This window comes from Pseudomonas sp. AC255 (genome assembly GCF_979258175.1).
In genome coordinates, this window is the sequence record NZ_OZ409841.1 from 362,026 (window position 1) to 373,964 (window position 11,939).

At 58.1% G+C, this 11,939-nt stretch carries 12 protein-coding genes, 2 tRNA genes and 2 pseudogenes; 1 reads left to right on the plus strand and 15 read right to left on the minus strand.

The features are described from left to right. Nucleotides 1–18 precede the first annotated feature (18 nt). From ACZZ0K_RS01775 to ACZZ0K_RS01810, 8 genes and pseudogenes are all read right to left on the minus strand, one after another. A complete protein-coding gene (locus ACZZ0K_RS01775) occupies nt 19–267 on the minus strand; it encodes a bacteriocin immunity protein (RefSeq protein ID WP_252878888.1) in 249 nt (82 codons plus the stop codon). Nucleotides 268–318: 51 nt separating this feature from the next. Further along, entirely contained in the window at nt 319–588 is a 270-nt protein-coding gene (locus ACZZ0K_RS01780) for a bacteriocin immunity protein (protein ID WP_076564114.1), read from the minus strand. Then, nucleotides 585–802 (minus strand): annotated as a pseudogene (locus tag ACZZ0K_RS01785) (bacteriocin immunity protein); the annotation flags it as partial. The pseudogene ACZZ0K_RS01785 and the gene ACZZ0K_RS01780, both read right to left, overlap by 4 nt. A 145-nt stretch (nt 803–947) precedes the next feature. Then, a complete protein-coding gene (locus ACZZ0K_RS01790) occupies nt 948–1,223 on the minus strand; it encodes a bacteriocin immunity protein (protein WP_076564112.1) in 276 nt (91 codons plus the stop codon). A gap of 6 nt (nt 1,224–1,229) precedes the next feature. Beyond that, nucleotides 1,230–1,400: a hypothetical protein gene (locus ACZZ0K_RS01795; protein ID WP_330221322.1), complete on the minus strand. Its 171-nt coding sequence runs from the start codon at nt 1,398–1,400 to the stop codon at nt 1,230–1,232. 16 nt (nt 1,401–1,416) lie between these two features. Next, entirely contained in the window at nt 1,417–2,475 is a 1,059-nt protein-coding gene (locus ACZZ0K_RS01800) for an S-type pyocin domain-containing protein (protein ID WP_463558937.1), read from the minus strand. Nucleotides 2,476–2,701: 226 nt separating this feature from the next. Beyond that, nucleotides 2,702–2,778, minus strand: a tRNA-Met gene (locus ACZZ0K_RS01805). Between the two features lie 115 nt (nt 2,779–2,893). After that, nucleotides 2,894–4,951, minus strand: coding sequence for a methyl-accepting chemotaxis protein (locus ACZZ0K_RS01810; RefSeq protein WP_258707197.1), 2,058 nt, complete (start codon nt 4,949–4,951; stop codon nt 2,894–2,896). 432 nt (nt 4,952–5,383) lie between these two features. Between ACZZ0K_RS01810 and ACZZ0K_RS01815 the strand changes: the two are divergent. Then, a pseudogene (locus ACZZ0K_RS01815) lies at nt 5,384–6,595 on the plus strand (MFS transporter); the annotation flags it as partial. Between the two features lie 149 nt (nt 6,596–6,744). On the opposite strand, the gene ychF reads toward ACZZ0K_RS01815, so the two are convergent. From ychF to lolB, 7 genes are all read right to left on the minus strand, one after another. Continuing rightward, nucleotides 6,745–7,845 (minus strand): redox-regulated ATPase YchF, encoded by a 1,101-nt coding sequence (ychF, locus tag ACZZ0K_RS01820; RefSeq protein ID WP_016773202.1) that lies wholly within the window; start codon nt 7,843–7,845, stop codon nt 6,745–6,747. Nucleotides 7,846–7,867: 22 nt separating this feature from the next. After that, nucleotides 7,868–8,452 (minus strand): aminoacyl-tRNA hydrolase, encoded by a 585-nt coding sequence (gene pth / locus ACZZ0K_RS01825; protein ID WP_016773203.1) that lies wholly within the window; start codon nt 8,450–8,452, stop codon nt 7,868–7,870. 171 nt (nt 8,453–8,623) lie between these two features. Beyond that, entirely contained in the window at nt 8,624–9,226 is a 603-nt protein-coding gene (locus tag ACZZ0K_RS01830; protein ID WP_024014298.1) for a 50S ribosomal protein L25/general stress protein Ctc, read from the minus strand. A gap of 141 nt (nt 9,227–9,367) precedes the next feature. Further along, nucleotides 9,368–10,309, minus strand: coding sequence for a ribose-phosphate pyrophosphokinase (locus tag ACZZ0K_RS01835; protein WP_003171603.1), 942 nt, complete (start codon nt 10,307–10,309; stop codon nt 9,368–9,370). A gap of 45 nt (nt 10,310–10,354) precedes the next feature. Continuing rightward, a tRNA-Gln gene (locus tag ACZZ0K_RS01840) sits at nt 10,355–10,429 on the minus strand. A 37-nt stretch (nt 10,430–10,466) separates the two neighbouring features. Further along, nucleotides 10,467–11,318 (minus strand): 4-(cytidine 5'-diphospho)-2-C-methyl-D-erythritol kinase, encoded by an 852-nt coding sequence (ispE, locus tag ACZZ0K_RS01845; protein ID WP_122706695.1) that lies wholly within the window; start codon nt 11,316–11,318, stop codon nt 10,467–10,469. A 3-nt stretch (nt 11,319–11,321) separates the two neighbouring features. Next, a complete protein-coding gene (lolB, locus tag ACZZ0K_RS01850; protein WP_016773207.1) occupies nt 11,322–11,939 on the minus strand; it encodes a lipoprotein insertase outer membrane protein LolB in 618 nt (205 codons plus the stop codon).

An 11,939-nucleotide genomic window follows, 5' to 3' on the forward strand; every position in this document is an offset into this window, starting at 1 on the left:
GGTTAGTGAGTCAGAAACTTATTGCTTGAAGCCGGGTAGACCATGGGTAGAGCGCCACTTTTTCACGATTTCGGTAATGCTCTCGGCTGTTTGTTGTTTCATATCCTCGGGCCAATAGATAAGGTCAGTGCCCGCTGGGTGCTCACACAGATGTACAAATTCAAACAACAGCGGATCGAGAATCTCGTCTGGGCTTGTATTGGCTGCAAGAACAGATTGCACAAATTTCAAGAATTCTGCTTCGGTGTAGTCGGATATGTTAGTCATGACATTCCCAAGTTGTAGTTCCACAGTTACAAATGAAAAGGGCGGCAGGATTCATGTCTTGAACCCAGGTAGTCGATTCGCTTCGCGCCATGCCATGACTGTACGAGCTATTCCGGCAGATGTTGTATCTGCTCCGGGCTCGGGGTAGAAGATCAGGTCTGTTCCAGCGGGGTGGCCGGTCAAAGCCCTGAATTCCGCCAGCAATCTGCCAAGCTCCTTGTCAGACCCACTTCTGTTGACTGCTCTTATATTTTTCACGAAACAGATGAATTCTGATTCTGTGTAGTCAGCTATGCTTTGCTTGGTGCGTTTTCTTATCATTGCTTGAAGCCCGACAGCCCATGGTCACTACGCCATTTCTTCAATGACTCAATGATTCCCTGTGCCGAGTCATCGGCGCCATCTTCAGGGTAAAAATCAAATCGGATCCTGTTGGGTGTCCACAAATCAAATTGAAGTGAAGAACGAGCTTGCTTTCTTCTTCTTCGCTCCCCTCATTTCCGATAATGCGCTCAAGGATGTTGATGAATTCTTGCTCGGTGTAATCTTACAAATCGTCTTTAATAAGGAATTCCGTTGCCATTGCCTATCTCATGCACGAATCTTGGATGTGTTGAGACGCAATAAATCGTGACAGCCAAAGTTAACTCGACGGCTCGAACCCTCAACGACACGATTTATCAAGAGCCTTTGAACCCCGGCAATCCCTGTGCTTCTCGCCAGTCCCTGACACTTTGCATTACCCCCACAGGGGAGTTATCAGCACCAGGCTCCGGGTAGTAGATCAAGTCCGATCCTGCTGGATGCTCGCTGATTGTCTCGAAGTGCGCCAACAGTAAATCAGCACGATCATCGTTTTCAGCTTCTTCATCCTCTTTCGCGAGCTCTTGTAGTAGCGCGACGAATTCGGCCTCTGTGTATTCAGAAATGCTGGCTTTTAATAAGGTGTCTTTCATATTTGCCTATTCACGCCGGTGTATATCGATATGGTTCCGAGGAGTATTTACTCGAAGGTTATCTAGGTCATATACGCCACCACCCTTGGATATTTTTTCGAGATGGTGAATTTCATAAGACTTTCTACCGCCGACTCTATCGGCTTTACGCACACGTGGCGCCTTACCCTTACGCATGCGACCAACATTCTGTTCAATCAACTCCCCCCGATGTTGACTCTGCAACAGTTTTCCAAAAGGTTGCTCTGAATGAGTCGAAGTTTTTGAATTCTCGTCCTCGTAGAGAGTTGGCAACGTCTGTTGGAATCGGAACCCCCACGTCCGAATCAGCCCCCGCAAGCCATATCCCCGCCACATCCTCTCCCACCCCCGTAACGATCCCAGGCGTCTGCCTCGCCGGCCTTGAATAAACCACATACAACGACTTCAGCCCGGTGTCCGCCGGGAACACCAGAATACAATCCTCGGCCGTTACATCCTCGCCCGGCAGTCCCTCAATCTGGCTATCGGTGTTCTCCGGGATCGGGTGGACGAGGATCGGGTCGAGTGCATCACCGTGGTCGGGATAAACCAGCGGAGGCATCGACCCCAGCGGCCCGCGTTGCGGCGTCCAGAGAATGGTGATGCCGTTGAGCTTGGCCTCCATGGCGGTCTTGTCGGCGTTCCACTTGACGTTCACCGTGCGTACGGCGTCGTCGCCAGAGGCGCCGGAATGGATGCCGTAAACCCGCAGAACACCTTCGGCATCACGACGAAACTGGAAGCGCACGCGCGTGGTGGCGCGGCTCATGCGGCGTAGTTCTTCGTCGGTGTGAAACGTGCCGTCGGCCATTTTGCTCGGCAGCATTCCCAGCACGAACACGCTGGCCGGCCCGCCGGCGCCACGGATGGCCCAGTTCAGGCGCTGTTGCAAAATCCCGCCGCCGGCCAGACGCCCCAAAGCCAGGTCGGCACCTATCGCCGTCGCTACAGCGGTACTGGCGGAGGGCATGAGCATGGCGCCGGCGACCATGATCTTGCCGAAGTTGCTGGCTGGCTCCTCGGCAGTGCCAGCGTCCGTGCGACACCAGTTGTCCGGCGTGCAGGACTTGGCAAAGACCCTGTCTTCGCGTGGCTTGGGCGCAGGCCACTCATCCTTCTCGATGTACACCGGCTCCGGCGCTTTCGGTGGAAGCAAAGTAAACCAGGCCCTGCCACCGCTATACGGATTTAATAACCAGTCATCGTCGAGAAGGTATTTGTATTGAGGCATGCCAACTCCCTGTATGGCGCTGAATCGAGCCAGGGGAGCTTGTCGGTATAGGAGCGATTCGGGGAGAGAGCGACAGGTGGCTGATGCTACGAAAGATCCGTTTCGTACCAGAGATCTACTTTTTTCTTACGGAGGCATCTGAATTGCATGCAGGGAGCGGGAGGAAAAGGACTTTTCTCGAGGCATAAAAAAACGGCCTACCTTTCGGTAAGCCGTTTTTAGTACTTGGTGGCTACACAGGGACTTGAACCCCGGACCCCAGCATTATGAATGCTATGCTCTAACCAACTGAGCTATGTAGCCAAGTGGCGCGCATTATTCCCCTGAAATGGCAAAGCGTCAAGCGTAAATCGAAAATATTTCTTCCTGTTTTCAACTGCTTATCCTCCGGCCCCGAAAGTCGGGGCCGGGGAGGGCGTCAGCGCAGTTGGAATCTGGCGGTATTGGCGCTCAGGGCCTCGCTACCCTGGCTCAAGGTGTCCGCCGCGAGGTTTACGGCGCGTGCGCCTTCGAGCAAACGCACCGCCGCTTGATCGACCTGCTGGATATTGCCGCTGACTTCGTCGGCAGTGCTGGCCTGTTCTTCAACCGCTGTGGCGATTTGCGCCAGGGTGTCGGTGACACTCTGTACGGCGCTGGCGATTTCTCCCAGGCGTTCGCCGAGTCCGGTGACTGCTTCGGCATCCGATTGCGCCTGACCACAGGCGGCTTCCATCAGGCTTACCGCTTCGTTGACCGTGGCGCGCAGGCTGTCGACGGTGCCGGCGATCTGCGCGGTGGACGATTGCGTGCGCTGCGAGAGGCTGCGCACCTCGTCGGCGACCACGGCAAAGCCGCGACCCTGTTCGCCGGCGCGGGCGGCCTCGATGGCGGCGTTGAGCGCGAGCAGGTTGGTCTGCTCGGCGACGCCGCGAATGGTGTCCACGACCAGTTGAATCTGCTGGCCTTGCTCGCTGACCCGGCCGAGCGCGGCGGCGGTGTCGTTCAGGCGCTGATTGAGCTGCTGAATGCTCGCCGTGGTGCGTTGGCTGTCGCGGCTGCTGTCGGCGGCGATGCGCCGGGTTTGCTGGGCGCTGCCGGAGGCCTGTTCGCAACTCTGCGCGACGCCTTGCGAGGTGGCGGCCAATTGCGTGGCGGCAGCGGCGATCTGGCTGATCTGCAATTGCTGCGCTTCGACTTCGCTCAGGGCGCCGCTGGAGTGTTGGTTGAGGCTGCGTACCGCGTTGCTCAACTGCGAGGTCTCGTGGTCGACGCCAAGCATGCTGCTGCGCAATTGCACCACAGCGACGTTGAGCGCGGTGCTGATCGCTGCCAGCTCATCGCGCCCCACCACCGGCACTTGCAGGCTCAGGTTACCGTCGCGCAAGGCTTCGGCGAGCAAGGTGATGCCGCTGGCGCTACGGCGGATCGAGGCTTGCAGGCAAACGAACAGGTATAACGCGGCCAACAGCAGGCAACCGAAGATTGCGGCGACAACAATGAACTGGCGGATCGCCGAGCTGTAATACGCATCGAGCCGCTGATCCAGCGCGACCAGGGATTGCTGGCGCAGGGAAGCGAGGTCGGTGAGCAGCGCGTCGAGGCTGCGTTCGAAGTCCTCTGGCTTGAGGTTGATGCTGCCGCCAAACACACCGTCGTCGAGGACTTTCAGGCCGCTGTCGAGGTGTTTCAGGCTGTCGTGATACTGGCCGGCCCAGGCTTGCAGCTCGACTGGTAGACGCGCCTCCAGCAGGCCGGCGGTTTTCACCAGTTGCTCGCGGGCGTCGCCGATGCGGCTGCGCAGGTCGCGCAACTGCAGGCGGCTCTGCAGGGTGAACTGACCGGAGACGACCGAAGCCTGGCCGACTGCGGCGAGACGGCCGACCCGCTCGATCAGGTCCGGAGCGTGCTGCGTGGAAATCTGCGTCAGCAGGTAGGTTTCCAGCCACGGTGCAAGGGTCAGGCGATTGTCCATGACGATCTGCTCGCGCAAGGCTTGCAGCGCGCCCAAGGCATTGGTGAAGCGGTCATAACCGTCCGGCCACCAGCCGACACTGCTCAAGCTTTTCGAATCAAGGCCATTGAGTGCGGTTTGCAGCGCCTGAAAGCGTTCGAGGATTGCGCCGTCGGCGCCTTGCTGGTTCAGGGCATTGCCCAGCTCCGTGGTGGCTTGCAGCACCGCCGGTTGCACGCCGTCGAAGGCGGCCATGGCGGCGAGGGTGGCCGGTGTCGGCTGACGATTGGTCTCGGTGGCGCGCCAGCGGGCGGCGCGGTCGCGTTGCGCGGCGAGCAGGTTGTCCAGCGCATCCAGCGCGAGCAGCTGACGCACGCCGGCACGTTCGCCCGAGATCAGATTGAGCTTCTCGCGATAGTCATGGCCGATCATCAACAGGCTGCCGGCCAGCGGCAGAATGAACAGCAGAAACAATAATTGGAATTTACCTGCGAAGCCAAACCGCCCCAGCAAATTGATCCCCGGTGAAAGGAAAGCCTGCATGCCTCATGACTCCTCTGGACACCACGCACCATTGGCGTGCATCGCGAACCTTTCGGCTGCGACCTGTGCCCTCTAAAAGGCCTCGAAAGTTCACCCTCGCCCGCTCTGTAGGCCGGCTCTGTAGCGAAACTTCCCATTGTCGAGCGCCTTTGTAAGGCGATCGTGTTCAAGGGCAGAAGCAAGGCAAGATTCAGACCATGGCGTTGCGCTATCACCTTCGCCACCAACGATCCCCTGTAGGAGCTGCCGAAGGCTGCGATCTTTTGACTTTGATGCTTAGAAGCAAGATCAAAAGATCGCAGCCTTCGGCAGCTCCTACGCGAGATAGGAATGTTGGTTAGTTAGCTGGCTAAGGGGATAGCGCGAGCGCACCGAAAAATGGCACATTGACGCACCTGCCTGCGGGCACCCATCTGCTGTCCGGAATTTTCCATGGCTATCAGCAACGTCCAGACCGCCGCTGCCTCGGCGACCGCTGCTCCGCAAAGCAGCCCCTTGGTGATGCGCATCATCGGCGCGGTGGCGCTGGCGCATCTGATCAATGACCTGATCCAGTCGGTGCTGCCGTCGATCTACCCGATGCTCAAGGCCAACTATGGCCTGACGTTTACCCAGGTCGGCCTGATCACCTTGACCTTTCAGTTGACCGCGTCGCTGTTGCAGCCGTGGGTCGGGTATCACACTGATCGCCACCCCAAACCGTGGCTGTTACCGGCAGGCACGGTGTGTACCTTGATCGGCATTCTGATGATGTCGGTGGTCGGCAGCTTCCCATTGATTCTGCTGGCGGCGGCGCTGATTGGTATCGGCTCGTCGACCTTTCACCCGGAAGCCTCGCGTGTTGCGCGGCTGGCCTCGGGCGGCCGGTTTGGTCTGGCGCAATCGACCTTTCAGGTCGGCGGCAATGCCGGCTCCGCGTTCGGCCCATTGCTGGCGGCGGCGATCATCATTCCCTTCGGCCAGGGCAATGTGGCGTGGTTCGGTCTGTTCGCGGTGTTTGCGCTGTTCGTGCTGTACCGCATCAGCCGCTGGTACGCCAATCACCTGAACCTGTTCAAGCTCAAGGCCGGCCAGGCGGCGACGCACGGCTTGTCGAAGGGCAGGGTGACCAGTGCGCTGGTGGTGCTCGGGCTGCTGGTGTTCTCCAAGTATTTTTACATGGCCAGTTTCACCAGTTATTTCACCTTCTACCTGATCGAGAAGTTCGACCTGCCAGTGGCGAGTTCGCAATTGCACTTGTTCCTGTTTTTGGGCGCAGTGGCGGCTGGGACGTTCTTCGGCGGGCCTATCGGCGACAAGATCGGGCGCAAGGCAGTGATCTGGTTTTCCATCCTGGGGGTGGCGCCATTCACCCTGATCCTGCCGCATGTCGATCTGTTCTGGACCAGCATTCTCAGCGTGGTGATCGGCTTCATTCTGGCGTCGGCATTCTCGGCGATCGTGGTGTACGCGCAGGAACTGGTGCCGGGTAATGTCGGGATGATTGCCGGGATTTTCTTCGGCCTGATGTTCGGTTTCGGCGGGATTGGCGCGGCGCTGCTCGGGCATCTGGCGGATGTGCACGGGATTGAGTACGTGTATTTCCTTTGCTCATTCCTGCCGTTGTTTGGTGTGTTGGCGATCTTTCTCCCGCGTACTAAAAAGCTTGAGATCAAAAGATCGCAGCCTTCGGCAGCTCCTACAGGGGATAGATGTACATCTGTAGGAGCTGCCGAAGGCTGCGATCTTTTAACAATCTTTCGGGCACAAAAAAGCCGCGTATCAAACGCGGCTTTTTCTTGTGCGGCTGTTGCTTAGACGTTGAAGCGGAAGTGCATCACGTCGCCGTCCTTGACGATGTAATCCTTGCCTTCCAGACGCCATTTGCCGGCTTCTTTGGCGCCGGCTTCGCCCTTGTACTGGATGAAGTCGTTGTAGGCGATGACTTCGGCACGGATGAAGCCTTTTTCGAAGTCGGTGTGGATCACGCCGGCGGCCTGTGGTGCGGTGGCACCGACCTTGACGGTCCAGGCGCGGACTTCTTCGACACCGGCGGTGAAGTAGGTCTGCAGGTGCAGCATTTCGTAACCGGCGCGGATCACGCGGTTCAGGCCAGGCTCTTCCAGGCCCAGCGCTTCGAGGAACATGTCCTTCTCTTCGCCGTCGTCGAGCTCGGCGATTTCCGCTTCGATCTTGTTGCACACCGGAACCACCATGGCGCCTTCTTCTTCGGCAATGGCCTTGACCACGTCCAGGTGCGGGTTGTTCTCGAAACCGTCTTCGGCAACGTTGGCGATGTACATGACCGGCTTGGTGGTCAGCAGGTGGAAGCCCTTGATCACGGCTTTCTCGTCCGCGCTCATGTTCTTCATCAGGCTGCGTGCCGGTTTGGCTTCGGTGAAGTGCGCGATCAGTTGCTCGAGCAGAGCCTTCTGAACCACGGCGTCCTTGTCACCGCCCTTGGCGTTGCGCGCGACTTTCTGCAGTTGTTTCTCGCAGCTGTCGAGGTCGGCGAAGATCAGTTCCAGGTCGATGATTTCGATGTCGCGTTTCGGGTCGACGCTGTTGGACACGTGGATCACGTTGTCGTCTTCGAAGCAGCGCACCACGTGAGCGATAGCGTCGGTTTCGCGGATGTTGGCCAGGAACTTGTTGCCCAGGCCTTCACCTTTCGAGGCGCCGGCGACGAGGCCGGCGATGTCGACGAATTCCATGGTGGTCGGCAGGATGCGCTTGGGATTGACGATGGCCGCCAGCGCTTCCAGACGTGGATCAGGCATCGGCACGATGCCGCTGTTCGGCTCGATGGTGCAGAAGGGGAAGTTCTCCGCCGCGATACCGGATTTGGTCAGGGCGTTGAACAGGGTGGACTTGCCGACGTTAGGCAGGCCGACGATGCCGCAATTGAATCCCATGGTGTTTCCCCTCGGGTAAAAGTCAGGCCTTCTGGCTGTGCAGGTTTTTCATCGCGCGGTTCCATTCCCCGGCGAGGATATCCGGCAGCACGCCGAGGGCAAAGTCGATGCTGGCATCGAGTTTTTCCTGTTCGGCGCGTGGCGCACGACCCAGGACGAAATTTGAAACCATACTGGCAACGCCCGGGTGGCCGATGCCAAGCCGCAGGCGGTAGAACGTGTTCTGATTGCCCAGCTGCGCAATGATGTCGCGCAACCCGTTGTGACCGCCATGGCCGCCGCCCTGCTTGAGCTTGGCAACGCCCGGAGGCAAGTCGAGTTCGTCATGCGCCACGAGGATTTCTTCAGGCTTGATGCGGAAGAAACCGGCGAGTGCCGCCACGGCCTGGCCGCTGCGGTTCATGTAGGTGGTGGGAATCAGCAGACGAACATCCTGACCCTGATGCGAGTAGCGCCCGGTCAGGCCGAAATATTTGCGATCGGCCACGAGATTCACATTCTGTGCGTGGGCGATGCGCTCAACAAAAAGGGCCCCTGCGTTATGCCGGGTCTGTTCGTATTCAGCGCCTGGATTTCCCAGGCCAACGATCAGTTTGATGGCAGTCACGATAGGGGCCCTTCCTTGGAGTGGTGGATAACATCGCCGCGATCGGGGAAAGCGGCGAAAGTGGACGAAAAATGCTCATTTACCATGGATGTAAACTCCGCGTTCTCGCCCGCTTTCTCGCTACGTTCCAGTCCGCGATGTTACTTGCTCACTCCGGCATGACAGAGTGAATTACTCTGCTTCGCCTTCTTCGGTAGGTTCTGCAGCAACACGTGGAGCGTGGACGTTGGCAACAGCCTTGTCATCGCCGTGTGCCAGAGCAACGAACTCAACACCTTTAGGAGCTTTGAGGTCCGACAGGTGAATGATGGTGCCGATTTCTGCTTTCGACAGATCGACTTCGATGAACTCAGGCAGATCTTTTGGCAGGCAGGTCACTTCGATTTCAGCAACAACGTGCGAAACTTCGCCGCCTTTCTTCACTGGAGCTTCTTCGCCAACAAAGTGTACAGGCACGATGGCGGTCAATTTCTGGCCGGCAACAACGCGTACGAAGTCAGCGTGCATCACGTGGCCTTTGGCCGGGTGACGCTGCAGAGCCTTGATGATGACGTTCTGCTTGGTGCCACCAACGTTCAGCTCGATGATGTGGCTGTAAGCCGCTTCGTTTTCGAGCAGTTTGGCAACTTCTTTGGCCAGCATGCTGATGGATTCAGGGGCTTTGTCGCCACCGTAAACAACAGCTGGAACCAGAGCGGCGAGACGACGCAGGCGGCGGCTCGCACCTTTCCCCAGGTCGGAACGCACTTCAGCATTCAGAGTAAAATCGTTCATTTTGTATCTCCAAAATAGCCATGACCGAGTGGCGTTTGCGACCAGCGCCGAACACGGTATGGGCAAAAAAGCCCCGCCCCGACAGGAATGCCGGGGCGGGGCGCTTTTCGTCAACGAGACATTTCGCGAAGGGCAGGGCCCTTAACGGAACATCGCGCTGATCGATTCTTCATTGCTGATGCGGCGAACCGCTTCGGCAACAACCGGTGCGATATCCAGTTGACGGATACGTGCACAGGCTTGTGCTGCAGCGGACAGCGGGATGGTGTTAGTGACCACCAGCTCGTCCAGCACGGAATTTTCGATATTCTCGATGGCCCGGCCCGACAGCACAGGGTGTGTGCAGTAGGCAAAGACCTTGGCTGCGCCATGCTCTTTCAGGGCCTTGGCCGCGTGGCACAGGGTGCCGGCGGTATCGACCATGTCATCGACCAGAATACAGGTACGCCCTTCGACATCACCGATGATATGCATCACTTCAGAGTGATTGGCTTTCTCACGGCGTTTGTCGATGATCCCGAGATCGACGCCCAGCGACTTGGCAACAGCCCGTGCACGCACTACGCCACCAATGTCCGGGGACACGATCATCAGGTTTTCGAAGCGCTGATCTTCGATGTCATCCACCAGAACCGGGGAGCCGTAGATGTTATCTACCGGAATATCGAAGAAGCCCTGAATCTGGTCAGCATGCAGATCAACCGTGAGAACACGGTCGATGCCGACTACGGTAAGCATGTCAGCAACGACTTTCGCGCTGATAGCCACACGTGCGGAACGCGGACGGCGATCCTGACGGGCATAACCAAAATAAGGAATAACAGCAGTGATACGAGTAGCTGAGGAGCGGCGGAAGGCATCAGCCATCACTACCAGTTCCATCAGGTTATCGTTGGTCGGAGCGCAGGTCGGCTGAATAATGAAGACGTCTTTACCGCGAACGTTTTCATTGATCTCGGCTGTGATTTCGCCGTCGGAAAACTTGCCGACAGAGATGTCACCGAGAGGGATATGCAGCTGACGTACGACACGCCGAGCCAGATCGGGGTTGGCATTCCCCGTAAAGACCATCATCTTGGACACGCGCAGTACCTAGAGGCTGAGGGTAACCTGGATGAGTAGAGAAAATGGCAGGGGCGGCTGGATTCGAACCAACGCATGGCAGGATCAAAACCTGCTGCCTTACCGCTTGGCGACGCCCCTGTATCTGTTGCTTTCAAGTGCCGGGCACTTGATTCCTTTAGAGCAGACTTTGCAGCTTGCGATGCAACATCGAAACGTTACTTCCTTTCGCTACAAACCCTGTAAGGGTCTCTGTCAGAAGGGCCGAGACTTTATCAGCTTCAGCTTTGCTTGGGAAGCCCCCAAACACACAACTTCCAGTTCCGGTGAGCTTTGCTTCGGTAAATTTACCTAACAAATCCAATGCGTTACGTACCTCTGGATAACGCCTTGCTACCACCGGCAAGCAGTCATTTCGACTGTTTCCCTCGGGAACGGGGCGCACTTTAATGGGCGGTGTGTTACGTGTCAACAAAGGATCGGAAAAAATTTCCGCCGTACTAACAGCGACTTGCGGCACGAGCACCAGATACCACGGTTCTTCGGGGTCGACCGGGGTCAGTTTCTCGCCGACGCCCTCGGCAAATGCCGCATGGCCACGGACGAACACTGGTACGTCGGCACCGAGTGACAGGCCCAGTTGCGCCAGACGATCTTCATCCCAGCCCAGTTGCCACAAATGGTTGAGCCCGAGCAGGGTCGTCGCCGCATTCGAGCTGCCGCCGCCAATGCCGCCGCCCATGGGCAGGACTTTGTCGATCCAGATGTCGATACCGAGCGCGCAGCCGGACTGTTGCTGCAACATCTTCGCCGCGCGCACGATCAGGTTGCTGTCGTGGGGCACGCCGGCGAACTCGGTGTGCAGCTGAATCACGCCGTCATCGCGCACGGCGAAAGTGATTTCATCGCCGTAATCGAGGAATTGAAACAGCGTCTGCAATTCGTGATAACCGTCTTCACGGCGACCGAGAATGTGCAGCATCAAGTTGAGTTTGGCCGGCGAGGGCAGGGTCAGGCGTGCAGCGGTCATGCTTTATTGCCCCAACTTGCGCGGTTGCCAGGTCTTGATCACCAGCGTCACGTCAAGGTCGGTGCCGTGCAGCTTGATGCGCTCGGGCAGCCAATAACCATTCTGTTCGGTGTAGGCGGTGTATTCGACTTTCCAGCCGTCCTGCTCAAGGCTGGCCAGGCGACTGTCGGCGTCCAGGTTCAAGCGACTCTTGCTTTCCGGAGCGGGCAGGCCGCGAACCCACCAGGCCAGATTCGACACCGGCAATTTCCAGCCCAGTTGCTCTTCGAGCAAGGCTTCAGGAGATTGCGATTCGTAGCGGCCCTGGTTGGCGACTTCCAGCGACACCTTGCCCGGACGCCCGGTCAGGCGCGCCGCGCCACGACCCAGCGGGCCGGACAGGCGAATGTCGTAGTAGTCCTGACGCTGCAGCCAGAACAGCGTGCCGCTGCCGGAATCTTTCGGCGCGCGGATGCCGATCTTGCCGTCGATCTGCCAGCCATCAAGGCCGGTCAGTTGCTGTTTATTCGCCGCCCACTGGGCCGGGCTGCCGTGGCCCTCGACCGATTCGCGAGTGCCGAAACCCGAGCAGCCGGCGAGGAGGGCGATGAAGCTGAAAACAATAACGTGGCGCAAAAGCAT